Genomic DNA, 23,353 nt, shown 5'->3' with positions numbered 1-23,353 from the left:
CTGGAAGGGAGGGGCCGGGGGTGGGTCGCGGCCGGGCGTTACGGCCTGCCCACCCGATCAGGTTGCCGTACCGCGTACATCCACCCACCCCCAGCCCCTCCCTTCCAGGGAGGGGAGTCATGTCCCCCGAGGCCCGCCGATGCCCCCCGCGATCCTGAACTTCCTGAACAAGCTCGGCCTGAACCGCGACATCGCGCTCGCGGGCGGCGTGGTCGCGATCATCGCGATGCTGATCCTGCCGATCCCCGGCTGGCTGCTCGACCTGGGCCTGGCGCTGTCGATCACCGTATCGGTGATGATCCTGATGACGGCCCTGTTCATCGAGAAGCCGCTGGAACTCAGCGCCTTTCCGACAATCCTGCTGGTGGCGACGATGCTGCGCCTGGGCCTCAACCTCGCCTCGACCCGCCTGATCCTCACCCATGGGCACGAAGGCCCCGATGCCGCCGGCGGCGTGATCGGGGCCTTTGGCGAGTTCCTGATGGGCGGCGAGGTGATCATCGGCCTCACCATCTTCATCATCCTGATCGTCATCAACTTCGTCGTCATCACCAAGGGCGCCGGCCGCATCGCCGAAGTCGCGGCGCGCTTCAGCCTGGACTCGATGCCGGGCAAGCAGATGGCGATCGACGCCGACTTGTCCGCCGGCATGATCAACGAGGACCAGGCCAAGGCCCGCCGCGCCGAAGTCGAAGCCGAGAGCGGCTTCTACGGCGCGATGGACGGCGCCTCGAAGTTCGTGAAGGGCGACGCGATCGCCGGCCTGCTGATCACCGCGGTGAACATCGTCGTCGGCCTGACCATCGGCGTCGTCTCGCACGGCGTGCCGATCGGCGAGGCCTTCCACACCTATACGACCCTGACCGCCGGCGACGGCCTGGTCAGCCAGATCCCGGCGCTGATCATCTCGATCGCCGCGGGCCTGCTCGTCTCCAAGGGCGGCGTGAAGGGCAAGACCGGCGCGGCGCTGGGCGACCAGCTGGGCCGCTATCCCAAGGCCTTCGGCATGGTCTCGGTCCTGCTGGGCGCGCTGGCGATCATGCCGGGGATGCCCTTCCTGCCCTTCGCCATCTTCTCGGCCGCATCGGGCTTCGCCGCCTGGCGGATGAGCAGGAACGCCGCCGCCAGGGCCGCGCTCGAAAAGGCCGTCGCCGCGCAGGAACAGGCCCAGGCCGCCGTGGTCGAGCAGCCGATCTCGCAGACGCTGGCGATCGACGCGGTGCGCATCGAGATCGGCTATGCCCTGCTGCCGATGATCAACGACGAGCAGCGCGAGCCGCGCCTCGACGACCAGGTCCGCGCGCTGCGCCGGCAGATGGCGACCGATTTCGGCTTCGTGCTCCCCTCGGTCCGCATCATCGACAATATGGGCCTGAAGCCCAACGAATATGTGATCACCATCAAGGAGACCGAGGCGGCGCGCGGCGAGATCCGCGTCGACAAGCTGCTGATGATCAATCCGGGCGGCGGCCCGGCCGGCCTGCCCGGCGAGCCGACCACCGAGCCGGTGTTCGGCCTGCCCGCCCTCTGGATCGATCGCGAGTTGCGCGACGAGGCGGGCTTCCGCGGCCTCACCGTGGTCGAGTGCGGCACGATCATCACCACCCACCTGACCGAGCTGGTGAAGGAGAACATCGCCGACCTGCTCTCCTATTCGGAGACCCAGAAGCTGCTGACCGAAGTCCACAAGGATTCCGAGAAGCTGGTCGCCGACATCATCCCGGCCAAGGTCTCGATCTCCAGCGTGCAGCGCATCCTGCAGAACCTGCTGGGCGAAGGCATCTCGATCCGCGACGTGCCGACGATCCTGGAAGGCATTGCCGAGGCGGCGCCGCTGACCAGCAACCTGACCCAGATGACCGAGCATGTCCGCTCGCGCCTGGCCCGGCAGATCAGCGCGTCGCAAGTGCGCGGCGAGGCGATCCCGGTGGTGACGCTGTCGCCCGAATGGGACCAGGAGTTCGCGGAGAGCATCCTGGGCCAGGGCGACGAGCGCCAGCTGGCGATGGCGCCGTCCTCGCTCCACCGGTTCATCGCGCATGTCCGCGAGACCTATGACCGGCTGGCGCAGGACGGCGAGATACCGTGCATGCTCACCAGCCCCGCGATCCGCCCGTTCGTCCGCTCGATCATCGAACGGGTGCGTCCGGCAACGGTAGTGCTCTCCCAGAACGAGATCCATGCCCGTGCCCGCATCCGCGCGCTCGGCACGATCGGCTGATCGCCGACCGTTTCGCCCGCGAACATCCTATAATGAAGATTGCGGGCCCCACGCCCGCTCATGAGGCGCGTGCATGCAGATAAACACCATCGGGTTTCCCGCAGGCCTCTTCGGCGCAGCGAGCGCCGACTCCGTTGCCGGCTTCGGCTTCGCGCAAATGCTCGGCGCGCCGGGCAACGCCACCGGCACCGGCCCCACACCGCCACCGGCGGCCAACGACATGCTCGCGCCCGCCGCGCCGCTGAGCATGGCGCAACTGCTCACCACCGCGGCCCCGGTGCCGACCGCGGAAACTCCGCCCGCGGAAGCTCCGGCGCTCGGGGCGGCGCTGCCGCAGCCCGTCGCGCCGGCGGAAGCGCAGCCTCCGGCGGTCTCGCTGCCCGTGGTGGCGGAAAATCCCGCCGCCACGCCGGACAAGCCGGACAAGCCGGGCACGGAAGCCAAGCCGGCCGCGAACGCCCAGCCCGCTCCCGTGCCCGCCGAACGCGCGATCGACACGCCTCCCGCTCCGGTCGCCGAGACAGGCGAGCAAGTCCAGGCCGAGCAACCGGCGGAACCCAGGCCGCCGATCAAGCGCGGCCCGCGCCCGGCGAACCTTGGCGAGGAACTGCCCGCCGCCGCTCCCGCTGCCATTCCGGACAATGCGCAGGCCGCCGACATGGCCGCCATAGCCCTGGTCCAGGCTCCCCCGCGTCCCGAGCTCGCGACGAGGCCGCAGCCCGCGCCGGCACGCCAGATCGGCGAACTCTCTTCCCCTGCGCGCAAGGCGGATGCCGCACGCGGAAACCAGGGCGTTGTGCCGGCCCCCGAGCCTGCCACCGGCAGCGACAAGGTCCAGGCCGGGACGCCGATGATCACCGGCAAGCCAGACGGCGGGAAGGACAATATGCCCGGCGACGATCGCGGCCAGGCACCGGCCTTCACGCTGCGCCACGACGCGCATGCCGCGTCGGCCGCGCCGCATGCCGCCACCGACGCTCCCCGCAGCCAGGCGGCACCTGCCATGGCCGCGGCCGAGCCGGCGATCGCCGCGCGGCCCGGTCATCTCGGCCAGGCGCTCGGCGTCGAGATCGCGCACAAGGTGGAGGCCGGCGAAGAGATGCTGCGCGTCCGGCTGAGCCCGGACAATCTCGGCAAGGTCGAGGTGACGCTGGCGTTCGACGATGCCGGCACGCTGCGCGCCACGGTGCGCGCGGACAGCGCCCATGCGCTCGACCTGCTCCGCCAGGATGCGCCCGATCTCGGCCGCGCGCTCGACCAAGCCGGCATCCGCGCCGACGCGCAGAGCTTCCGCTTCGAGAGCCGCACCGGCGACGGCAACGCACAGGCGCAGCAGCAATCGCAGCAGCAGAACCAGAATTCCTCCACCGGCCAACGCGCCGGCAGTGACGAACCCGATACGGCCGACATCGCTTATCGCAGCATCCGCGGCGACGGGCAGGTCGATCTTCTCGCCTAGGAGCAGCCAGCATGACTACCGTCAACACCGCAACCAACACGCCGGCGACGAACGGCACGGCCAATGGGTCGAGCACGGGCCTCAACGGCGACTTCACGATGTTCCTGAAGCTGCTGACCACCCAGATGCAGAACCAGGACCCGCTGAGCCCGATGGACACGGCCCAGTATACGCAGCAGCTGGTGCAATATTCGCAGGTCGAGCAATCGATGGCGCAGACCAACACGCTCAAGTCGATCCTGTCGACGCTGGGCACCCAGAACCTCACCCAGGCTTCGTCGCTGATCGGCCGCGCGGTGGAAGTGGACTCGCCTGTCGCCGGGCTCACCGCGACGCAGGCGGCGCAGTGGAGCTGGAGCACGCCGCGCGACGCCGCCTCCGTAGTCGCCACCATCAGCGACGCTTCGGGCAAGGTCGTCGACACCCGCACCGTGCAGGTGACCGGCAATAGCGGCACGCTCGCCTGGGACGGCCTGACTTCGAACGGCCGCGAGATGCCGGCCGGCAAATATTCGCTGTCGCTCAAGGCGCTCGACAGTTCGGGCACCCAGCTGACCAGCACGGTCCACAATATCGGCACGGTCAGCGACGTGCAGCTCAGCAACGGCGCGGTGCTGGTGACGGTGAACGGAAACCAGGTCGAGGCGGGCAAGCTGATCCGCATCGGCGGGGCCGGGGCCGGGACCGGAGCCGGCACGGGCACGGGCAGCGGCGCTTAGGATCGAAACCCGATCATCCCCGCTTTCGCGGGGATGACGGGAGAGCCCATTCGATCCCAGGGGTTTCCCTGAGGCCCCGGCGTTTGGGGCACCCTTCCCCGGCCTCTATAATGGAATCAGAGAGGCGGGCGGACGTATCAATCCCCTCGCGATCCGCCCGTTTCTCGGCCGGCGCCGCGGCGCCTTGTTTTCCTTCGCTTAAACGAGCGGGCCGGATCCTCCACCGGCCCGCTTTTTTTTGCCCCCGCGGGGCGGGAACAGCAGAACGGGGCCCAAGGAGGCCCCGTTCGCGATTTCCGAAAAGGATGCGGGGATCAGGCGTGCGCGGCACGCAGGATCGGCTGCGTGCGCAGCTGGATGATCTGCATCGGCGGCAGTTCGTCCCCGGCCTCGGCCACTTCATAGGCCTCAAGCGCGCAGCCGGGCAATGCGGCGGGCGCGGTGAGCATGGCGATGCAATCGGCGATCGACGGATCCTCGCGCGGGCCGATCGTGTCGAGCACATCGGCCAGCGTCGTGCCCGGCGCCGCCAGCGCGCGATCGGCGGCGGCCGCCCAGAGCGCCCGGACGTCCTCGACCGTTAGCGTTAACGTCACCGTATAGCCGGCCGCCGCTTCCAAACCCTGCCTGATTTCACCAACGCCCATTTGTCTGCCCCCGACCTGTTCGTGTGAATTTTGTATTAAATGCCTCAAAGCCGGCTTGCGGCGTAGTACGGGCAAGCCCGTATGTGGTTTTGCGGAATCAGTGGACCCGCGCTTCCGCGCGCCGCCCGAGCTCGCGGGCGTGCGCCGCGACCAGGCACAGTTCGGCATAGAGCCGATCCCAGAAAGGCGCCGGGATATCGAGCGCCGGGCCATCCGACTGATACAGCGCAAGCGCCGCGCAGGGATCGAGCCCCAGCCGGAAGCGCGTGGCGAACACGCCGTCGATATGCTCGTCCGGAAGGGGATGCGGCACGGCGAGGCGTGCCGACATGATATAGCCCGAAAGGATGTCGACGCCGTAGCCGTCGAGCATCACGCGGGGCCGGCCGGCCATGTCCGGCCGCTCGAGCACCACGAGCGCGCCCGAGGGGTGCTCCTCGACGCTCACCTGAAGGCGGCCGCCGAACGCATCGGTGATTTCTCTGATCCTGGGAAACAAGGCTCTATTCTCCTCTTGGGATCATTATAGAGGCGTCAACCAATTGGCGGGGCGGCGCGCGCAAGAAAATTGCGGGCACGAAAAAAGGAGGCCGGGACTTGCGTCCCGGCCTCCTCGTCAGGGCCATAGACTCCAGGGAAAAGTCCGGCCTTAACGGAACAGCGAGGTGATGGTCGACGGCGCCTGGTTGGCGATCGACAGAGCCTGCACACCGAGCTGCTGCTTGACCTGCAGCGCCTGCAGCTTCGCCGATTCCTTGGCGAGATCGGCGTCGACAAGGTTGCCGATGCCGCCCTCGATCACGTCGGAGAGCTTGCTGGTGAAGGTCGCCTGAGCATCGATCTTGCGCGAAGCCGCGCCGAGCGTGCTGAGGCTGGTCTTCAGGTTCGACTGGGTCGTCGTGATCGTGTCGATCATCGCCTGAGCCGAGGCCTGGCTGCTGATGTTGCCACCCGAAGCGATCGTGACGACCGAGCCGCCAAGGTCGAGACCCTGGTTGGTGACGCTCAGCGAGTCCGGATCCCAGGTGGTCGAGCTGGTGTTCGAGTCCTGCAGCGACTGCAGGGCCGTCACGGTGCCGCCCGAAGCCTTCAGCAGGTTCGTGCCGTTGAAGTCAGACGAATTCACGATCGTGGTGATCTGGTCACGCAGGGCAACGAAGTCCGCGTTGAGCGCGTCACGGGTCGACGTGTCGATGCCGGCGTCGGCGGCCTGGTAGGCCTTCGCCTTCATCTGGTTCACGACGTCCGAGATCTGCTCGGCGCCAGCCACCGCCACGTCAGTCACGCTCTTGGCGCGGCTCAGCGACGAGGAAACGGCCGCGAGGCCGCCCATGTCGCCACGCAGGCCCTGAGCGATCGTGTACGAGGCCGAGTCATCCTTGGTCGACGCAACCTTCAGGCCGGTGTTGATGCGGCTCTGAACCTGCGACAGGCCAGCGTTGGTCGCGTTGAGGCTCTGGAGAGCGGCCATCGCGCCGACGTTGGTGTTAACCGAAAATGCCATTTCCCTATCCTTCTTGGATCGAAGGGCCGCTTCTGCGACCCGGACCGGTGACGCCGGCCCGCGACGGAACGTGATCGGTACGCCCGCATGATCATTGTGGGAAGAATTATAGGATCACCAAAATTGCCGGGCGAATTTAGATGGTTAGCGAAAGGTTAAGAGGCAAGGCTTGCTGATCGGTCCAGCAATCCCAGGCGCTTGGGCTCAGATCGGGACGGACGCATCCCATAAAGGAAAATCGCCCCGCAGCACGGGCTGCGAGGCGATCCTCTCCAAATCCTGGCGACGGCTCAGAAGGGGAAGAGCGCGTCGTAGATCTGCTGGCCCCAGCGCGCCTGCTGCGCGTCGGTGAGCTGGCCCTTGCCGCCATAGATCACGCGCGCCTCGGCGATCTGCGAATGACGGATCGAATTGTCGCGGGCGATGTCCTCCGGGCGGATAAGACCGGTGATGATCAGCTCGCGCATCTCGAAGTTCACGCGGACTTCCTGGCGGCCCTTGATCATCAGATTGCCGTTGGGCAGTACCTGGGTGACGATGGCGGCCATCGTCATGTTGATCGTCTCGGAACGGGCGGTGGTGCCGCCGCCGGCATATTTCGAACCCGAATTGGTCTCGAGCGCGGCATTGGCATCGGCGCCGAGCAGCTTCTTCACCGGGCTGATCCCCAGCAGGCCGCCCAGGCCGCCGCTCTCGCTGCCGCCGCGCGTGCGCGAGGTGTTGTTGCCCAGGTCCGCCTTGTCGGCGATGTTGATCTTGATCGTCAGTATGTCGCCGATCTTGTTCGCGCGCTGGTCGCGGAACAGCGCGCCGGCGCCGGTGCGGAACAGCGAGGCGCTGTTCCCCTGCTGGGGCTGCTGCCGCGCCGCCACGGTGCCATTGGTGGTCGCACCGCGAACGCGCTCCGACGGCATCGCCAGCGACGGCTCGATCTCGGGTGCCTCGACCGGCTGGATCTCGGAGAGCTTGGGGGCCTTGCCCACCTGCTTCAGCCGCCCGACGGCGCCGCAACCCGAAAGCGTGGCGCAGATGGCCGCCGCGAGAATGATCTTGCGCATGATAGTTCCCTCAAGGCGTGACGATGCGCACGGCGCCCGTGGCCTCGACGACCCCGTCCAGCGTGCGATTGGTTGCATTGGCGACGACCCGGACGGCCTCGCCCTTGGCGCCGCCGCCGAGCGCGCGGCCCGCGGCGGTGATGATCAGCGGCCCGCTGACGATGCGGATGGTCACCGGTTCCCCGCGCCGCACCATCTGCGGGCGCATCAGATCGGCCTGGCGCACCACCGTGCCCGCGGGCAGGTTGCGCGCGGCTTCCATGCCCGCGGCCTGGTCGATGGTGAGTGCGCCGCGCGCCGTGGCGGCGGGGCGCTGCTCGACCGCGAAGTCGCCCGCCTCGATCCGGTCGCCCTTCTGCACGGCATGGCCGAGCACGGCGACCGGCACGTCCTCGGGCACGGCGAGGGCGAGCAGCGCGAGGCCGAGAACGCCGAGCATCAGCGCAGCTGGCTGGTCGTCGCCAGCATCTCGTCGGCGGTCTTCACCACGCGGCTGTTCATCTCATAGGCGCGCTGCGCGGTGATGAGCGCGGTGATCTCGGCCACGGGATTGACGTTGGAGGATTCGACGAAGCCCTGCAGCAGCGTGCCGAAGCCCGGATCGCCCGGGGCGCCGGCGATCGGCGCGCCCGAGGCCGCGGTCTCGAGGAACAGGTTGCCGCCCTTCGCCTCCAGGCCGCCTTCGTTGACGAAGGTGGCGAGCTGGAGCTGGCCGAGCGTCTGCGGGGTCGGGTTGCCCGAAAGGACGACGTCGACCTGGCCGGTCTTCGAGACGGTGACGCTCACCGCGTTCTGCGGCACGGTGATGCCGGGCTGGACCGGGAAGCCGTCCGAATTCACCAGCTCGCCCTGGTCCGACACGCCGAACGAGCCGTCGCGGGTATAGCCGGTGGTGCCGTCGGGCAGCGTGATCTGGAAATAGCCATGGCCCTGGATCGCCAGGTCATATTGGTTGTCGGTCTGCTGGGTCGCGCCCTGCTCGTTGATCCGGTAGATCGCCCCCGTCTTCACGCCCGAGCCGATCTGGATGCCGGTGGGGCTCATCGTCTGCGCGCTGGTCGCCGAGCCGGGGCGCACGACCTGCTCGTAAAGCAGGTCCTGGAATTCGGCGCGCTGGCGCTTGAAGCCCGTGGTGTTCATGTTGGCGATGTTGTTCGAGATCACATCGACATTGGTCTGCTGCGCGAGCATGCCCGTCGCGGCGATGGAAAGCGTACGCATGAGCTAGTTCCTTATGCTCGTGATGGGGTTCAGCCGACCTTGCTCAGCCGGTCGATCGCCGACTTGCGCATGTCGTTCATGCTCTGGGAAAGGTTCTGGCTGGTCTGATAGGCGCGCAGGATCTCCACCATGTCGGTGGTCTCCTGGATCGCGTTGACGTTCGACCCTTCCAGGCCGCCGCTCACCAGATGCGTCTGCTCCGACGGCAGCTCGCGGCCGCCGGTGCCGCTGAACAGCCCGTCGCCGCGCGGATCCACCCCGGCTTCGTCGAACTGGGTCACGGTGACGCGGCCGAACGGGCCGCCGGGCCCGTTGACCGTGCCGTCCTTGCCGATCGAGACCTGGTTGGCCGCTTCCTGCGGGACGGTGATCGGCTTGCCGCCCTCGCCCAGCACCTTGTTGCCGGTGGAGGTGGCAAGTTCGCCGGTCGGGAGCATCTTGAGCTGGCCTGCCCGCGTATAGGCGGTGCTGCCGTCGGGCGCCTGGACCGAGAAATAGCCCTGTCCCTCGATCATCAGGTCGAGCGGGTTGCCGGTGGCCTGGAAAGCGCCCTGGCTGAAATCATGGATCGCGCCATAATCGAGCACGAACGACGTCTGCTTCGCCGGCTTCACCGCGCTGTCCGTCTTCTCGACATATTCGCGGAAGACCGGCTGCTCGCGCTTGAAGCCGACCGTGTTCATGTTGGCCAGGTTGTTCGCCGCCACGTCCATGCGGCGGCGCAGCGCCGTTTCCTGGCTCAGCAGCACATAGGAAGAAATGTCCACCGGACGTCCCTCAAAAATTCGCACTAGGCAACAATTGCCGGGCGCTGATCCTATAATAGGAGAAAATGCATCGACGCGGTGTCGGCGCGCAGATTTCGGAAGGTCACCAGGGAATGTCGTCTCCGGAAATCATCGAGGAGGGTGCCGAAGCCGCGAAGCCGGCCGAGCCCAAATCGAGGAAGAAGCTGATCCTCATCGGTGCCGCGGCAGCCGTGCTGCTGCTTGGCGGCGGCGGCGGCGCGGCCTTCATGCTCTCCGGCTCCGGCGCCAAGGCGGAAGGCGCCAAGGACGGGCATGGCGGCGCGAAGGATGCCGCGGCGAGCGGCGGCCATGGCGAGGCCGCGGCGGGCGATGCGGGCAAGGGCGCCTTTGTCGACGTGCCCGCGATGCTGGTGAACCTGCGCTCGCCCGACGGGCAGGCGCGCTTCCTCAAGATCCACTTCATGATCGTGCCGGGCGACGGCATCGCCCCGGACGGCCTGAAGGAGAAGCTGCCGCTGGTGCTCGACAGCTTCCAGCCCTTCCTGCGCGAGTTGCGCCCCGAGGACCTGTCCGGATCGGCCGCGGTCTTCCGCATCAAGGAAGAGATGATGGTGCGCGCCACCGCCACGCTCGGCGAGGGCCAGGTGAAGGACATCCTCATCCAGGACCTGGTGCAGCAATGATCGATCTCGAGGACTTCGATCTTCCCGATCCCCCCGCCCCCCCGGGCGAGATGGGCGGCGGCGTGTTCGACCAGGCCGATATCGACGCGCTGTTCGGCGATGTGGGCCCCATCGCCCGCAAGTCCGGCCTGCGCGCCGTCATCGAATCCAAGGTCATCAGCCACGAGCGCCTGCCGATGCTCGAAGTGGTGTGCGATCGGGTGGTGCGTTCCTTCGCCAGCTCGATGCGCAACCTCACCTCGGACGGCGTCGACGTCAGCCTGGAGGAAGTGACTTCCACCCGCTTCGGCGAGTTCATGAACCGCGTCGCGCTGCCGGCGATGGTCGGCGTGTTCAAGATCGAGGAATGGGAGAGCTACGGCCTCGTCACCGTCGATTCCAACCTGATCTACTCGGTGGTCGACGCCCTGCTCGGCGGCCGCGGCGGCGGCTCGGCGATGGTGATCGACGGCCGCGCCTTCACCACCATCGAGACCGGCCTGGTCTCGCGCATGCTGACGCTGGCGCTGAACGACTTCTCGGAGGCATTCGCTCCGATCGAGCCGGTGAACATGAATCTCGAGCGCATCGAGACCAATCCGCGCTTCGCCGCGATCGCCGGCGTGTCCAACATCTGCGCCACCGCGACGTTCCGCGTCGACATGGACGGGCGCGGCGGGCGGTTCACGCTGGTGTTCCCCTATGCGACCCTGGAGCCGGTACGCGACAAGCTGCTCCAGCGCTTCATGGGCGAGAAGAGCGGCCGCGACAGCATCTGGGAGGCGCACATGGCCGCCGAGGTGCGCAAGACCAATGTCTCGATGAGCGTGCTGCTGGGCGAGAAGGCAATGTCGATCGCCGACCTGCGCAATCTCGAGATCGGCCAGACCATCGCGCTCCACAAGAGCCCGGACGATGCACTCGACGTCGCTTGCGGCGGCGTGAAGCTCGCCCAGGGCCAGATCGGCCAGCGCAACGGCCAGGTCGCCGTGCGCCTGATCAACGACGTTTCCTCCGACAAGAAGGTGAAGCAATGAGCATCGCGCTACTCGCCAATGTGCTGACGATCATCCTGTGCATGGCCGTGCTCGTGCAGAGCGTGCGGATGATGAAGAGCCTGCGCACCGTGAAGGACGGCGCGCTCACCCAGGTGGTCGAGGCGCTGCAGGTCGCCACCGTCCAGGCCCGTGCCGTGCTTTCGGACATGAAGCACACGCTGGGCACCGATTGCGCCCGCCACGCCCAGCTGGTCGAGCGTGCCCGCGAGCTGCGCGACGAACTGAGCCTGATGACCGGCATCGCCGACGCCGCCGCCGAGCGGATCGTCAACGCGGTCGGCATGGCCAATGCCCAGCGCGACGAGGAAGCGGGCGAGCCGGCGGCCGTGGCCGAGGGCGATGCCCCGCTGGCGGAAGCCGCGTGATGGCCCGCCCCTCGCTGCTCCTGCTCACCGCCGGCGTGACCGGGCTCGCCGTGGTCGCCAATGCGGCGACGATCGCGACCGGCCAGCAGGACACGGGCCAGACCCGGCTCGGCAACGCGATCACCCAGGACATGAACGACCGCGACGCCGCCGCCGCCCGCCGCAAGCGCGGGCTCGACCTGCGCGAACAGGCGGCCAAGGCCGCCTCGGCCCGGCTCGCCGCCGATGTGGAGGCGCGCCGGAAGCAGGACGAGGCGCAGCTCCAGGCCGGCACCGGCCCGGGCGGCGCGCCCGGTGCGCCTTCCCCGGCGGACTCGCAGTTCGACGAGCTGGCCCGGATCTACCAGGCGATGAAGCCCAAGGCCGCCGCGGTGGTCTTCGAGCAGCTCGACATGGAAGTGCAGATGAAGGTCGCGCAGCGGATGCGCGAACGCTCGACCGCGATGATCATGGCGGCGATGACGCCCAAGGGCGCCGCCGCGCTCAGCATGGCGATGGCGCGCCGCAACGCCGCCCATCCTCCGGCATCGCCGGCCATGCGCCCCCAGCCCGGCCAGGCGATGGGCCCGGCCGCGACCGCGCGCCGCTGACACGAAAAGGCCGCCCGGGCGGAATGCCGGGGCGGCCCCTTCAAAGTCTCCCGGAAATTCGGTCAGCCGGTGCGGGCGTCGACTTCGACGATCAGCACGCGGACCAGGCCCGGCTCGGCGACCTTCAGCGCGGCGGTGAGGTCATGGTCGAGCCGCTGGGCGTCGACCGCGCGAAGCGCCGAGGCATTGAGCCGGGCGAACTCCAGCCCCGCCGCCAGCGTCACGGCGCGCAGCACCGGCATCTCGCCGTTCAGCCTGGAAGCGACCTCGCCGCTGCCTGCATCGATCACCAGCTTGAAGCGCAGGGCACCGTTGACGCGATCGGCGTCGACGATCGGCACGGTGATCTCCTCCATGGTCACGAGATGCAGGCCCTCGCCCGCGGCGGCGCCGCCGCCGCCCGAGGCCTGCGCGCCACCGCCCGGCAGCGGCAATGCCGCAAGACCCAGCGCCACCAGCGTTTCGCGTCGCAAAATCCCGTCCTCCGATATCCATGCCCGGCGCCCACATCGGGCACCCATCCCTCTATAATAGAATGGAATCAGCGAGCAGGTGACGAGTTGAGCCACGATCAGCGCCCGAGAAAGATGCGTGTCGTCGATAATGGAAGGCATCCCAATGTGCGGGTGACCATCGAGGAGACGGCCGAGATCGTCCGTCCGCCGGCGCCGGCGCCCGCTCCGGCCAAGGCGACGCTGCCGATGCTGCACGCCATTCTCTTCCTGCTCGCCTGTATCGGCGGCGGCATCGTCGTCGTCGCGATCCGGCCGTTCGGGCTCGGCTGATGCGCGGCCTGTTCCTGATCCTCGCCGCGGGCACCGCGGCGCCCGCCGTCACCGCGCCGGCCCCGCACGCGACGCCCACTCCCGCCGCCACGCCGGCGCCCGGAGCCAAGCCGGCCGCAACCATACCGAGCGTCGCCCTGCCCCGCTTCGCCGCCACGCTGGCGCAAATGCCGATGATCACCGGCGCGGACGGCTGGACCGGCATCACCGGCACCGAGGCGTGGCACCAGCTCGCCACCGCGACGCCCGACACGCGCCAATCGGTGCGCTGGACCTATGCCCGGGGCCTGATCGGCCAGGATCGCGCCGCCGAAGCGCTGGGCGTACTCGAGGCGATGCGCCTCGCCGATCCAGACCTGGCGCTCGTCGCCCCCTATCAGCTCGCGCGCGGCGCGGCGCTCACCCTGCTCGGCCGCGATGCCGAGGCAGTGGAATCGCTGAGCACCGCCGAACTCTCCGGCAATGCGGAGGCATGCGCCTGGCGGATGCGCGCGCTCGCCCATTCGGGCGCCGCGCCCGAGGCGGTGGGACAGGTCGCCTGCGCCCGCGGCGCGATCAACGCCCGCGCCCCGCGCGACCGCGCGCCCTTCATGCTCGCCGCGGCCGGCGCCGCGATCGATGCCGGCCAGCCCCAGCCGGCACTGCAATGGCTCCAGCTGTTCGACGACCGCAATGGCGACGCCAACCTGCTGCGCGGCCGCGCGCTGCTGGCGCAGAAGGACCTGGCCGGGGCCCGGCTGCGCTTCGAGCGCGCGGCGCTCACCGGCACGCCCGAAGTGCAGGCCGGCGCCCGGCTCGGCGCGATCGAAGTGTCGATCGCCGGCCATGCGATCGCGCCGCCCGAGGCGATCCGGCAGCTCGACGCGATGCGCTTCGGCTGGCGCGGCGGCCCGGTCGAGCGGCGGGCGCTGACCATCGAATATGGCCTGGCCAAGGAACAGCAGGACCTGCGCGCCGAGCTGAAGAGCGGCGCCACCCTGCTGCGCTATTTCAAGCTGGGCACCCAGGCCGGGCCGATGCTCGCCGAGCTGCAACAGGCGCTGAGCGCGGTGCTGGCGCCGGAGAGCGGCGTGCCGCTCGCCCAGGCCGCCGGCCTCTATTGGGACTATCGCGAGCTGGCTCCTTCGGGCGGCGATGGCGACCTGCTCGCCAATCGCCTGGCCGACCGGCTCCAGGCCGCCGGCCTCTACGCCCGCGCCGCCGAGCTGCTGTCCTACCAGCTGACCCAGCGTGCGCAGGACGTGGCGCAAGGCCCGCTCTCCGTGCGGGTGGCGATGCTGCAGGTCCTCGCCGGCCGGCCCGACCTGGCACTCAAGGCGCTGCAGGCCACCGAGCAGCCAAGCTATACCCCCCAGATGCGCTGGGACCGCAAGCGGATGGAAGCCGTTGCGTTCCACAGGCTGGGCAAGGACGACGCCGCCGCGGCGGCGCTGGACGGCGTGCCGGACGGCGCGGCGGTACGCGCCGAGATCCATTGGCGCACCCAGGACTGGGGCTCCTTCGTGACGGAAAGCGAGAAGGGCCTGCCCTCGGGCAAGGGGCTTGGCGCGCCGCAACAGGCGGCGGTACTGCGCTATGCCGTCGCGCTGGCGATGCTCGGACGGGAAGACAGGCTCCGCGCGCTGAACGGCCGCTACGCCGCAGCGTTCAGGGGCCTGCCGACCGCCGGCGCATTCGACATGCTGACCGCCAGCATCGACAAGATCGACCCGGCCAGGCTCGACGCCGCGATCGGCGCGATCCCGGAGGCGAGCCCGGCGGGCGCGATCGGCGACCTGCTCGACGCCGGGGGCTGAGCCCCTCGCCGGCACGGCGGATGAGGGCGCGCGGTTCCAACATCGGGGAATTATCTCGTTTGAGCATGTATGCGCTCCCCGGCGAAGGCCGGGGCCCAGTCGCGGCATATTCGCGAGGGAGCAGTGCCGTCGAGGGGCCTTCGCAACTGGGCCCCGGCCTTCGCCGGGGAACTGCTTCGCGCTACATGTTTGAAGGGGACAATCGCCAAACATCGCAGCCGGTCCCGGCGCCCGAAAGGCCGCAAAGGCCGCCAGCGCGCATCGGCTGCGCCAGCCCGGCAGGCGAAACCCCAGTTTGCAAGAACAAGTAAGGCGAAGGCCGGGGCCCGGGCACCATGGCCAGGCCCCGGCCTTCGCCGGACATGTGGCGCCGGACATGCGGGAGCGCGCCGCCCCTATCTCAGATAAGCGGTCAGATTCAGCCCCGACAGCTGGGCGAACACCGAATAGCTCGCCTCCAGCACCGTCTTCTGCTGGGCAAGGTCGATCGCGACCTGGCCGAGATCGGCATCCTCATTGTCCTGGATCACGCCCTGCAGCACCAGCCCGCGGGCTTCGCCCCGCGCGGTCAGCGTATCGACCTGGTTCTGCTTGCGGCCATTGTCGGCGTTGATCGCGCGCACGTCGCCAAGGCCGGTATTGAGCTGCGCCACCGCCTGCTTGATCGCATCCATCTGCGCGTCGGTGGGCTTGGTGCCGATGTCGCCGGCCTGGCCGAGCGTGCGGAACGCCTCGTAGAGATTGGCGCCGATCTCGCTCGCCCCGACGCCGTAGCTGATGTCCACGCCGTCGGCCACGCGGGCATTGGCGCGCACCGTGTCGTTGTGGAAGGCGCTTGCACCGGGCGTCGTCGCCGCCTGGGCGAGCGTGTCCACCGAGAACGGCGCCTGATCGATCTGGCTGCCGCCGAACAGCGGCGTGCCGCCTTCGGAAGCGTTGAGCGAGGTGCGGAACTGATCGAAAGCGGTCTGGATCGCTTCCTGCAGGCCGGCGGAATCGCCGGTGCCGACCGCCTTCATCAGGCTGGTGCGCAGATCCGAGGTCGCATCGTCGATGCCCTCGAGATTGGCCTGGTAGAGCGAGAGCGTGGTGCCGACCCGCTTCGATACGGTAGCCTGCGCGTCCTGGCGGGCGAGCAGCGAGTGCGCGGAGAGATTGCGTACCGCCTCGGTGCCGAGATCGGCGAAGGTCGCGGCCTTTTTGCGGGTCGAAAGCTGCCGCTGGGTGTCGGCGAGCTGCTCCTGGGCGCGCGAGATCGCGCTGGCCATGGTGCGCTGGAGCGGGATGGTGGCAACGCGGGTCATGGGTCTTCCCTTCTTGTTCCGGCCCTATCGGAGCATGCCGAGGAGCGTGTCGTACATGTCGTTCGCGGTGGTGATCACGCGCGCGGCGGCCGAATAGCTGTTCTGCAGCACCACCATCTGCGAGAGTTCCTCGTCTATGTTGACGCCCGCGAAGCTGTCGCGGCGCGTGATCGCGTCGTCGCGGCGCGCCGTGGCATCGGCGAGCTGGCCCTTGGCCTGGTTCGCGTCGAGGCCGATCCGGCCCATCAGGTTGCTGGCAAAGGCATCGACGGTCGACTTGCCGTCCTTGCCAAGATCGATCGCGCTGCCGAGCTTGTTGACGAAGGCCGTCGCCCCGCGCGTGTCGCCGGAACCGAGCGCCTTGGCGCCGACCGCGACGTCCTGCAACCGGGCGAGGCCCAGCTTGGACGCGCTCGCGAGGATATCGGGCCGCACCTGCGCGCTGCCGAGCCCGCTCGACGCGCCGGTGAGGTTCATCATCTGCGCGAAGGAGCGCCCGGTGCTGAGGCGATTGGTCGAGTCCGCCGGGATAGAGAGCGTCGCGCCGGCGACGCTTGCCGCCGGGGCGAAGCGCAGGCGGCCGCTATCGTCCAGCGAGAAGGTGCCGAAATTGGAGAGCGGGCTGCCGTTCAGATCGCTGACGAGATCGCCGAACGTGCCGCCGGTGGTGGGCGTCAGCGTGTAGCTGGTCAGCGCCCGGCCGGAGCTGTCGCGCAGCACGATCTGCGTGGTCTCTCCCGTCGCGAAGCCATGCGGATCGCCGGCCGCGAAGCCCGAAGGCACCAGCGAGGAGTCATCGCTGCGGACCAGATCGTTGAGCCCGAAGAATTGCGAGACGCCCTGCCCGGCGCGCGCGCTAGGCTTGGTTGCGTCCTGGCCGATCGCCACGCCGTTGCCGGTGCCATTGGCAACGATGCTGAGCTTGCCATTGGCGAAGCTGGCCGTGCCGGCGCCGCCAAGGCCCGTGTTGATCGCGGTGACCATGTCGTCGATCGTCGCGGTAGGGCCGAGCGCATCGAAATCGATCTTGGTGCTGGCGACCAGCGTGCCGTCCGCCTTGGTGACCGCGAAGGTCGCCGCGCCGGTGAAGCCGAGGCGATCGCTGCCCGCCATGCCGCTGTTGCGGCCGTTGAGCGCGGCCGGAGGCGGCACGGTGCTGCCCGCGTTCGACACCGAGTTCAACGCCTGGGACAGGCCGGTGAACAGCGTGCCGAGCTGCTCGGAGAATGCCGGCAGCGCACGATCGCGCAGATCGAGCAGCCCGCCCAGCTTGCCGCCGATCGCGGCGGAATCGATCTTGTCGCCGGTGGCCGCGTCGGGCTGGGCGAAACGGATCTCGATCGCCGGATAGGTCGGCTGCGAAGCCCCTCCGGCGCTGGGATAGGAAAGCTGCCGCAGGCGCTTGTCGAGCAGCATCTGCCCACTCGCCGTCTCGATGGTGACGCGGCCGTCCGCCTGATCGCGGACGGTGACCTGCATCAGCCCGCTCAGTTCCTCGATCGCGCTCATCCGCTGATCGGCGGCACCCCCGGCGCTGCGGCCAAGGCCGGTCGCCTGCGCCACCGTGCCGTTCAGGTCGTAGATGCGCTTGAGCAGGGTGTTGATCTTGTCGACCGAATAACCGACTTCCGATTCCACGTCCGAGCGCAGCTGGGACACGTCCTTGTCCATCTGCTGCATCGAGCTGATCGCGTCCTGCACGTCGTTGGTGAACTGCGCCACCGTCTGCGTGGAGCCCAGGGAGCCGGTCATCGCCACCGCCGAGGCCGAGACCGCGTCGAGGCGCGCCGAGAGGCCGGAAGAGGCCCCCGGCTGCCCGAGCAGCGCCTGCAGGCGGTCGAGATAGTTGGCGGTCACTTCGGTGCGGCCATAATCGCCCGCCCGGTTGTACACCGTCGCTTCGAGGAAACGATCGGCGACGCGGGTGGGCTCGCCCACCACGACGCCGCTGACCTGCCCCGCGACCACGCCCGTGGTGAGGTTGACGCGCTCGCGCGCATAGCCGGCCACCCCGACATTCGCGATGTTGCTGGAAACCGCGCGGAGGCCGGCCTGGGCTGCTGCCAGGCCGGACACCGCCGTACCGAGAATGTCGTTGAGCGCCATGTTCCCCTACGTTCTTTTGGCGTTAGCGCTTGAGGTCGCTGACTTCGCGCAGCATGTCGTCCACCGTCGTGATGATCTTCGACGACGCGCTGTACGCACGCTGGAAGCGGATCATGTTGGTGAACTCGCCCGCCAGGTCGACCGTCGAGGCCTCGAGCGAGTTCGCCGCGATGGCGCCCGCGCCCAGCTCGCCCGGCTCGTTCAGCGTGAAACCGCCCGAGAGGCGGCTGGCATTATAGGCATTGCCGGATACGCGGGTGAGGCCGTCCGGGTTCTGGAAGGTCGCCAGCGGGAGCTGGAACACCGAGCGGGTGGTGCCGTCGTCGAACACTGCGTTGACGACGCCTTCCTTGGTGATTTCGATCTGCGACAGATTGCCCAGCGTGCCGCCATCGGTGTTGCCCGAGATCAGCGAGCTCGGCTGGCCGAACTGGGTAAGGCCGTCGATCTTGCCGTCGCTGCCCAGTTCCAGCTTGATCGGCACCGAGGCCGCCTGGTTGGAGTAGGTGATGTTCAGCGCGCTGTTCAGCCAGCTGCCCGCCGGAAGATCCAGGCTGCCGTCCGGCTTGAACTTGACGTCGCCGCCCGCGATGAAGCCGTTGGTGCTCTTCACCGCCGGGGTCACGCTGGTATTCATGATGTCGCCCGGCGGGTTCGAATAGATTTCGGCCTTCCACGCATTCGGGCCGGTCTTGAGGAAGGCCATGTTCAGCGTGTGCGAGCCGCCCTGCTGGTCATAGACGGTGAACGAGCGCTGGAACTGGTTCTCGGTCTTCGGCGTGAACGTATTGTCGGCAGCGTACTTCGCCAGGTCGCCCTGGGTGTAGCCGGCGGCGGCAGGCGACACGTCGGTCGCGGTGTTGAGGTTGATGCGCGCCTGGATGCGCGACGTCGCCGCCGCGGTGCCGGTCAGGTCGCTGACGCGGATCGCCTCCAGATCGTCGAGATTGCCGGTGTTGCTGTATTTGCCCTCGGCATCGAGGCGATAGCCATAGAGGTACAGGCCGGTCGCCGGGTTCTTCAGATAGCCCTCCTCGTCGGCGCGGAACGAACCGGCGCGCGTGAAGGCGACTTCACCCTGGCCGCCGGCGGCGGTGCGGGTGACGAAGAAGCCCTTGCCGTCGATGGCGATGTCGGTGCTGTTGCTCGACGCCTGCATCATGCCCTGCTTCGAGATCATCGCGATCGGCGCGGCGACGACGCCGCCCGCCGAATAGCTCGAACGCGCGCGGCCATCCGTCACCATCGTCTTGAACTGGGCTTCGATGCCCTTGTAGCCGATGGTGTTGATGTTGGTGATGTTGTCGGCAACCGCCGCCATCGCGCTCGATTGCGCGTTGAGGCCCGAGACGCCGGCATAAAGAGCGGAATAGAGGCTCAAGACGTTAACTCCCGTCGATGCCCACGGAACGCGCGCGGGCCACGCCTCAATTGTAGGATGAGCGAAGCGAAGACCCAAAGCAGGGTGCAATAAGATGATGCTGGGCAAAAATTGCCGGGTGCGGCACCAGCGGCGCGAAAGGCATCCTATAATGCAGCCAGACGAACGAAAGGCTGTTCCCCAATGCTCCGCATCACCCTTCGCGACGGCGAGAAGGCGATCGTCAACGGCGCGGTGATCCGCGCGGTGGGCCGCACCCAGATCGCCGTGGAGAACCAGGTATCGATCCTGCGCGGGCGCGAGGTCATGCGCCCCGAGGAAGCGACCACGCCTGCGCGCCAGCTCTATTTCGCCGCGATGCTCGCCTATATCGATCCGGCGAACCGCGACGGCCACCACGACATCGTGGTCGGGCTGGTCGGCGCGCTGGTCGTCGCGCTCGAGGTGCCGGAGGCCAAGTCGGCCTGCATCCGCTTCGCCAGCGAGATCGCCCAGGGCGAATATTACAAGGCACTGGCCACCGCGCGCGAGGTGATCGCGTTCGAGGACGCCCTCGCCGCCCCGCAGGCGGCCTGAGGGCCACAAGGTGCAGACGCTCGCCAGCGCAGCCCGTGCGATCCGGGACATGACACCCGATCGCCGCTTCGGCCGCGTCGTCGCCGTGCGCGGCGCGCTGATCGAAGTGGAGGGGCTCGCCGGCGCAGCGCAGATCGGCAGCCGCATCGAGATCGCCGCGCCGGGCGGCATCGTCCAGGCGGAAGTGACCGCGCTCGACCGCGAAGTCGCGCTCTGCCTTCCCTTCGTCGATCCGCAGGGCGTGGGCCTGGGCGCGCGCGCCGAACTCGGCGCCGGCCAGTTCAGCGTCCGCCCTTCCCAGGCCTGGCTCGGCCGGATGGTCGACGGGCTCGGCCGGCCGGTGGACGGACTGGGGGCCCTCCCCAACGGCGCCGATCCCCAGCCGATCAAGGCGCCGCCGCCCGCCGCCGCCAACCGTGCCCGGGTGGGCGAACGCATCGAGACCGGGGTGCGCACGCTCGACCTGTTCGTGCCGCTCTGCCGCGGCCAGCGGCTCGGCCTGTTCGCGGGCTCGGGCGTCGGCAAGTCGGTGCTCCTGTCGATGCTGGCGCGATGGACCCAGTGCGACGTCGCGGTGATCGGCCTGATCGGCGAGCGCGGCCGCGAAGTGCAGGAATTCATCGAGGACGATCTCGGGCCCGAGGGCATGGCCCGCTCGGTCGTCGTCGTCGCCACTTCGGACGAGCCCGCGCTGATGCGCCGCCAGGCCGCCTGGACCACCCTCGCCGTCGCCGAGCATTTCCGCGACCAGGGCCTCAACGTGCTGTGCCTGATGGACTCGGTCACCCGCTTCGCCATGGCGCAGCGCGAGATCGGCCTGGCGAGCGGCGAGCCGCCGGCGACCAAGGGCTATACCCCCACCGTCTTCGCCGAACTGCCCCGCCTGCTCGAGCGTGCCGGCCCCGGCGCGCCGGGCAAGGGCATGATCACCGGCCTGTTCACGGTGCTGGTCGACGGCGACGATCATAACGAGCCGGTCGCCGATGCGGTGCGCGGCATTCTCGACGGTCACGTCGTGATGCGTCGCGCGATCGCCGAGCGCGGCCGCTATCCGGCGATCGATATCCTCAAATCGGTCTCGCGCACGCTGCCGCACTGCATGAACGATACGCAGAACGACATCCGTGTCGGCGCGCGCAAGCTGCTGTCCACCTATTCCGACATGGAAGAGATGGTGCGGCTGGGCGCCTACAAGGCCGGCTCCTCGCCCGAGGTCGACCGCGCGGTGGCGCTCGCCCCCCAGATCGAGGCGATGCTGAACCAGGGCAAGAATGACGAGGGCAATGCCGATGCCGCCTTCGCCGCGCTCGGCGAGATCGTCGCGCTGAGCATGGAGATGGACGAATGACCCCGTTCGACACCGCCCTGCGCGTCCAGCGCCGCGAGGTCGACACGGTGAAGGTGTCGATCAGCGTCGAGATCGAGACGATCAGCACGCTCAACCACCAGACCCGGGCCCATGAGATCCGCATGCGCGAGGAGCGCGCGCTCGCCGCCACCGTGCCGATCGCCAGCGATGCCTGGACGTTGCGGATGAAGGCCGAGCGCGCACGGCTCGATCGCCAGTCGCAGCTCGCCCATGGGCGGCTCACCCATCTGCGTGCCCAGGCCGTGGAAGCCTATGGCACGATGCGCGCCATCGAAGGCGCGGCGGATCGCTTCAAGGACGAGGCCGAGCGCGCCGCGGCCGGCGCCGAACAGGCCATGATCGACGATATCGCCGCCGCGAAGCTGGTCGTGGCGCGCCGCAATGCGGAGCGGAGCGCATGATTCCGCGCGCGGACCTCTCCCAGCTCAGCCCCGCAAACCGCGCGAAGGTGATCTACACCGAGGCGCAGACCGAGCTCGCCAGCCGGTTGTGGCGCGCCGCGCTGGGCGATGGCGAGCGCGACGACCGCAAGGGCAATGGCATCGGCCAGAACGGCCTCAGCGGCGATTCGCTGCTCGACCTGCTCGGCGGCCGGATGGGCGGCCAGGCGAACGGCGTGCAGGGCTGCAATTGCGGTTGCGCCTGTGCCTGTCACCGGAAGGTCGTGGGCAAGGATTTCGCCGACGACTGCATCGAGGATCTGCGCGGCGCGATCGGCGATACCGCCGAGGAACGCAGCCGCGCCATGGCGGCCGCGATGGGCACCGAGGCTACCGTCTCGGTCGCCAGGGGCGCGGTGGTCTCCGGCCTCGCGCTCGGCGCCAACACCCGCTTTGCGCCGGCCCTGGCCATGGCCGAGGCACGCACCGGCATTCCCGCGACCGCGCTGGCCGCCATCGTCGACGCCGAAGCCGCCAAGGGGCGCGACGGCAGCTGGAACACGATGTCGCGCAATCCGCGCTCGAGCGCCGCCGGGCTCGGCCAGTTCCTCAGCGGCACCTGGGAGCATCTCGCCGAGACCTCGGGCACCTGGCTCAACCAGCTGGCCACCGATCGCGGCTGGCTCGACGGGCGCGGCCAGGTGCTTCCCGGCGCGCGTAGCGCGCTACTGGCACTGCGCTATGACGGCCAGGCCTCGATCCTGGGCGTTGCCGATCTCGCCAAGTTCAACCTTTCGCGGCTCGAGCAATCGGGCATCCGCGTCCACACCGACGCCGAGACGCTGGCGAAGTCGGCCTATCTCACGCATCATCTGGGGCTCGGCGACGCGAAGAAATTCCTCGCGGGCGGGATCGAGCCGGGCCGCGCGCGCATGCTGCTGGCCGCCCAGATCGGCGGCGGTGCGGCCGATCACCGAATCGCCGCGGCGGGCAACGCCACCCAGGCGCACCGCCAATGGCTGCTCGGATTCATCGATCGTCGAATCCGTCCGGAACAATTCGCCGGCTAAATTATTTTATCCTATAATGATGGAACCGACGGCCTTTCAGGCACGGAATTCCATAAATATCACGCATTATCCGTATTTTATACGGAGCAATGCGTCGCGCCGGAAAATCGGCACTGGTAGGACTACATATAGGATTTTAAGGGATCTGTTAAAGGATTAGAAGCCATGTTGCCCCTGTGAACGGCAGCCGAGACCCGGCGGGCCCGGACGAAACAGGGGATACGCAATGTCGAAGATCACGATCGCGCTGGAAGCGGCCGTCGCCACCGTCATCGAGAATATGCCGGCGGATGGCGCCGCTCGCACCAACCGCCAGCGCGTTTATGTCGACCG

At 68.6% G+C, this 23,353-nt stretch carries 24 protein-coding genes; 13 read left to right on the top strand and 11 right to left on the bottom strand.

The genetic code is table 11. The features are described 5' to 3' along the window. Window positions 1–139: 139 nt before the first annotated feature. The 3 genes from flhA to CAP40_RS13820 all read left to right on the top strand — a co-directional run bounded on the left by flhA (window position 140) and on the right by CAP40_RS13820 (window position 4,399). Window positions 140–2,221: a flagellar biosynthesis protein FlhA gene (flhA, locus tag CAP40_RS13830; protein ID WP_086130137.1), complete on the top strand. Its 2,082-nt coding sequence runs from the start codon at window positions 140–142 to the stop codon at window positions 2,219–2,221. A 73-nt stretch (window positions 2,222–2,294) separates the two neighbouring features. Beyond that, window positions 2,295–3,680, top strand: coding sequence for a flagellar hook-length control protein FliK (locus CAP40_RS13825; protein ID WP_086130136.1), 1,386 nt, complete (start codon window positions 2,295–2,297; stop codon window positions 3,678–3,680). Window positions 3,681–3,691: 11 nt separating this feature from the next. Continuing rightward, window positions 3,692–4,399: a flagellar hook assembly protein FlgD gene (locus CAP40_RS13820; protein WP_086130135.1), complete on the top strand. Its 708-nt coding sequence runs from the start codon at window positions 3,692–3,694 to the stop codon at window positions 4,397–4,399. Window positions 4,400–4,713: 314 nt separating this feature from the next. Here the strand turns inward: CAP40_RS13820 and CAP40_RS13815 are convergent, their stop codons facing one another. The 7 genes from CAP40_RS13815 to flgF form a co-directional block, all read right to left on the bottom strand. Continuing rightward, on the bottom strand, window positions 4,714–5,046 hold the full coding sequence (locus CAP40_RS13815; protein WP_144034361.1) for a hypothetical protein: 333 nt from the start codon (window positions 5,044–5,046) through the stop codon (window positions 4,714–4,716). Window positions 5,047–5,143: 97 nt separating this feature from the next. Further along, a complete protein-coding gene (locus tag CAP40_RS13810) occupies window positions 5,144–5,545 on the bottom strand; it encodes a hypothetical protein (protein ID WP_086130133.1) in 402 nt (133 codons plus the stop codon). Between the two features lie 150 nt (window positions 5,546–5,695). Then, entirely contained in the window at window positions 5,696–6,550 is an 855-nt protein-coding gene (locus tag CAP40_RS13805; protein WP_086130132.1) for a flagellin, read from the bottom strand. A gap of 290 nt (window positions 6,551–6,840) precedes the next feature. Then, complete coding sequence (flgH, locus tag CAP40_RS13800) at window positions 6,841–7,608, bottom strand: flagellar basal body L-ring protein FlgH (protein WP_086130131.1); 768 nt, start codon at window positions 7,606–7,608, stop codon at window positions 6,841–6,843. 10 nt (window positions 7,609–7,618) lie between these two features. Beyond that, window positions 7,619–8,047: a flagellar basal body P-ring formation chaperone FlgA gene (flgA, locus tag CAP40_RS13795; protein WP_086130130.1), complete on the bottom strand. Its 429-nt coding sequence runs from the start codon at window positions 8,045–8,047 to the stop codon at window positions 7,619–7,621. Then, entirely contained in the window at window positions 8,047–8,829 is a 783-nt protein-coding gene (gene flgG, locus CAP40_RS13790) for a flagellar basal-body rod protein FlgG (RefSeq protein WP_086130129.1), read from the bottom strand. The genes flgA and flgG overlap by 1 nt, the downstream gene beginning before the upstream one ends. A 29-nt stretch (window positions 8,830–8,858) precedes the next feature. Then, window positions 8,859–9,596: a flagellar basal-body rod protein FlgF gene (gene flgF, locus CAP40_RS13785; protein ID WP_086130128.1), complete on the bottom strand. Its 738-nt coding sequence runs from the start codon at window positions 9,594–9,596 to the stop codon at window positions 8,859–8,861. 113 nt (window positions 9,597–9,709) lie between these two features. On the opposite strand from flgF, the gene CAP40_RS13780 reads away from it, so the two are divergent. From CAP40_RS13780 to CAP40_RS13765, 4 genes are read left to right on the top strand one after another with little or no spacing between them, the layout of a single operon-like run. Beyond that, window positions 9,710–10,261 carry a flagellar basal body-associated FliL family protein gene (locus CAP40_RS13780; protein ID WP_086130127.1) on the top strand — a complete coding sequence of 184 codons (552 nt, stop codon included), beginning with the start codon at window positions 9,710–9,712 and terminating at the stop codon, window positions 10,259–10,261. Next, window positions 10,258–11,277, top strand: a complete 1,020-nt coding sequence (gene fliM, locus CAP40_RS13775; protein ID WP_086130126.1) for a flagellar motor switch protein FliM — start codon at window positions 10,258–10,260, stop codon at window positions 11,275–11,277. Before CAP40_RS13780 ends, fliM begins: the two co-directional genes overlap by 4 nt. Beyond that, complete coding sequence (locus CAP40_RS13770) at window positions 11,274–11,663, top strand: DUF6468 domain-containing protein (protein WP_256924207.1); 390 nt, start codon at window positions 11,274–11,276, stop codon at window positions 11,661–11,663. Before fliM ends, CAP40_RS13770 begins: the two co-directional genes overlap by 4 nt. Then, window positions 11,663–12,253, top strand: a complete 591-nt coding sequence (locus CAP40_RS13765; protein WP_086130125.1) for a MotE family protein — start codon at window positions 11,663–11,665, stop codon at window positions 12,251–12,253. Before CAP40_RS13770 ends, CAP40_RS13765 begins: the two co-directional genes overlap by 1 nt. 62 nt (window positions 12,254–12,315) lie before the next feature. Here CAP40_RS13765 and CAP40_RS13760 read toward each other — a convergent pair whose 3' ends face one another. Next, window positions 12,316–12,708: a hypothetical protein gene (locus tag CAP40_RS13760; protein ID WP_256924206.1), complete on the bottom strand. Its 393-nt coding sequence runs from the start codon at window positions 12,706–12,708 to the stop codon at window positions 12,316–12,318. Window positions 12,709–12,840: 132 nt separating this feature from the next. On the opposite strand from CAP40_RS13760, the gene CAP40_RS13755 reads away from it, so the two are divergent. Then, window positions 12,841–13,038 carry a hypothetical protein gene (locus CAP40_RS13755; RefSeq protein WP_086130124.1) on the top strand — a complete coding sequence of 66 codons (198 nt, stop codon included), beginning with the start codon at window positions 12,841–12,843 and terminating at the stop codon, window positions 13,036–13,038. After that, window positions 13,038–14,834 (top strand): hypothetical protein, encoded by a 1,797-nt coding sequence (locus CAP40_RS13750; protein ID WP_086130123.1) that lies wholly within the window; start codon window positions 13,038–13,040, stop codon window positions 14,832–14,834. Before CAP40_RS13755 ends, CAP40_RS13750 begins: the two co-directional genes overlap by 1 nt. Window positions 14,835–15,229: 395 nt before the next feature. Here the strand turns inward: CAP40_RS13750 and CAP40_RS13745 are convergent, their stop codons facing one another. The 3 genes from CAP40_RS13745 to CAP40_RS13735 are packed head-to-tail and all read right to left on the bottom strand — an operon-like array spanning window position 15,230 to window position 19,625. Further along, window positions 15,230–16,138, bottom strand: a complete 909-nt coding sequence (locus tag CAP40_RS13745; RefSeq protein WP_086130122.1) for a flagellin — start codon at window positions 16,136–16,138, stop codon at window positions 15,230–15,232. Between the two features lie 24 nt (window positions 16,139–16,162). Further along, window positions 16,163–18,244, bottom strand: coding sequence for a flagellar hook-associated protein FlgK (locus CAP40_RS13740; protein ID WP_086130121.1), 2,082 nt, complete (start codon window positions 18,242–18,244; stop codon window positions 16,163–16,165). 22 nt (window positions 18,245–18,266) lie between these two features. Continuing rightward, the gene (locus CAP40_RS13735) at window positions 18,267–19,625 is read right to left on the bottom strand and encodes a flagellar hook protein FlgE (protein ID WP_086130120.1); all 1,359 of its coding nucleotides are present in this window, start codon (window positions 19,623–19,625) and stop codon (window positions 18,267–18,269) included. 183 nt (window positions 19,626–19,808) lie between these two features. Here CAP40_RS13735 and CAP40_RS13730 point away from each other — a divergent pair, with 183 nt between their 5' ends. The 4 genes from CAP40_RS13730 to CAP40_RS13715 are packed head-to-tail and all read left to right on the top strand — an operon-like array spanning window position 19,809 to window position 23,020. Continuing rightward, window positions 19,809–20,201 (top strand): flagellar biosynthesis repressor FlbT, encoded by a 393-nt coding sequence (locus CAP40_RS13730; RefSeq protein ID WP_086130119.1) that lies wholly within the window; start codon window positions 19,809–19,811, stop codon window positions 20,199–20,201. Window positions 20,202–20,211: 10 nt separating this feature from the next. After that, on the top strand, window positions 20,212–21,549 hold the full coding sequence (gene fliI / locus CAP40_RS13725; protein ID WP_086130118.1) for a flagellar protein export ATPase FliI: 1,338 nt from the start codon (window positions 20,212–20,214) through the stop codon (window positions 21,547–21,549). Next, window positions 21,546–21,971: a hypothetical protein gene (locus CAP40_RS13720; protein WP_086130117.1), complete on the top strand. Its 426-nt coding sequence runs from the start codon at window positions 21,546–21,548 to the stop codon at window positions 21,969–21,971. The genes fliI and CAP40_RS13720 overlap by 4 nt, the downstream gene beginning before the upstream one ends. Beyond that, window positions 21,968–23,020, top strand: coding sequence for a peptidoglycan-binding protein (locus CAP40_RS13715; protein WP_086130116.1), 1,053 nt, complete (start codon window positions 21,968–21,970; stop codon window positions 23,018–23,020). The genes CAP40_RS13720 and CAP40_RS13715 overlap by 4 nt, the downstream gene beginning before the upstream one ends. Window positions 23,021–23,353: the final 333 nt, after the last annotated feature.

Origin of the sequence: Sphingomonas sp. IBVSS2, from assembly GCF_002127225.1 — a bacterium.
Taxonomy (GTDB): Bacteria; Pseudomonadota; Alphaproteobacteria; order Sphingomonadales; family Sphingomonadaceae; genus Sphingomonas.
The sequence above is the reverse complement of the archived record's forward strand: the minus strand, read 5'-3'. Positions and strand labels throughout refer to the sequence as shown.

Excerpts from the sequence above, each read along its gene's own strand:
- flhA (WP_086130137.1), top strand. The coding sequence starts at position 140 with ATGCCCCCCGCGATCCTGAACTTCCTGAACAAGCTCGGCCTGAACCGC.
- CAP40_RS13825 (WP_086130136.1), top strand. The coding sequence starts at position 2,295 with ATGCAGATAAACACCATCGGGTTTCCCGCAGGCCTCTTCGGCGCAGCG.
- CAP40_RS13820 (WP_086130135.1), top strand. The coding sequence starts at position 3,692 with ATGACTACCGTCAACACCGCAACCAACACGCCGGCGACGAACGGCACG.
- CAP40_RS13815 (WP_144034361.1), bottom strand. The coding sequence starts at position 5,046 with ATGGGCGTTGGTGAAATCAGGCAGGGTTTGGAAGCGGCGGCCGGCTAT.
- CAP40_RS13805 (WP_086130132.1), bottom strand. The coding sequence starts at position 6,550 with ATGGCATTTTCGGTTAACACCAACGTCGGCGCGATGGCCGCTCTCCAG.
- flgH (WP_086130131.1), bottom strand. The coding sequence starts at position 7,608 with ATGCGCAAGATCATTCTCGCGGCGGCCATCTGCGCCACGCTTTCGGGT.
- flgA (WP_086130130.1), bottom strand. The coding sequence starts at position 8,047 with ATGCTCGGCGTTCTCGGCCTCGCGCTGCTCGCCCTCGCCGTGCCCGAG.
- flgG (WP_086130129.1), bottom strand. The coding sequence starts at position 8,829 with ATGCGTACGCTTTCCATCGCCGCGACGGGCATGCTCGCGCAGCAGACC.
- CAP40_RS13780 (WP_086130127.1), top strand. The coding sequence starts at position 9,710 with ATGTCGTCTCCGGAAATCATCGAGGAGGGTGCCGAAGCCGCGAAGCCG.
- fliM (WP_086130126.1), top strand. The coding sequence starts at position 10,258 with ATGATCGATCTCGAGGACTTCGATCTTCCCGATCCCCCCGCCCCCCCG.
- CAP40_RS13770 (WP_256924207.1), top strand. The coding sequence starts at position 11,274 with ATGAGCATCGCGCTACTCGCCAATGTGCTGACGATCATCCTGTGCATG.
- CAP40_RS13765 (WP_086130125.1), top strand. The coding sequence starts at position 11,663 with ATGGCCCGCCCCTCGCTGCTCCTGCTCACCGCCGGCGTGACCGGGCTC.
- CAP40_RS13755 (WP_086130124.1), top strand. The coding sequence starts at position 12,841 with ATGCGTGTCGTCGATAATGGAAGGCATCCCAATGTGCGGGTGACCATC.
- CAP40_RS13750 (WP_086130123.1), top strand. The coding sequence starts at position 13,038 with ATGCGCGGCCTGTTCCTGATCCTCGCCGCGGGCACCGCGGCGCCCGCC.
- CAP40_RS13745 (WP_086130122.1), bottom strand. The coding sequence starts at position 16,138 with ATGACCCGCGTTGCCACCATCCCGCTCCAGCGCACCATGGCCAGCGCG.
- CAP40_RS13740 (WP_086130121.1), bottom strand. The coding sequence starts at position 18,244 with ATGGCGCTCAACGACATTCTCGGTACGGCGGTGTCCGGCCTGGCAGCA.
- CAP40_RS13730 (WP_086130119.1), top strand. The coding sequence starts at position 19,809 with ATGCTCCGCATCACCCTTCGCGACGGCGAGAAGGCGATCGTCAACGGC.
- CAP40_RS13720 (WP_086130117.1), top strand. The coding sequence starts at position 21,546 with ATGACCCCGTTCGACACCGCCCTGCGCGTCCAGCGCCGCGAGGTCGAC.
- CAP40_RS13715 (WP_086130116.1), top strand. The coding sequence starts at position 21,968 with ATGATTCCGCGCGCGGACCTCTCCCAGCTCAGCCCCGCAAACCGCGCG.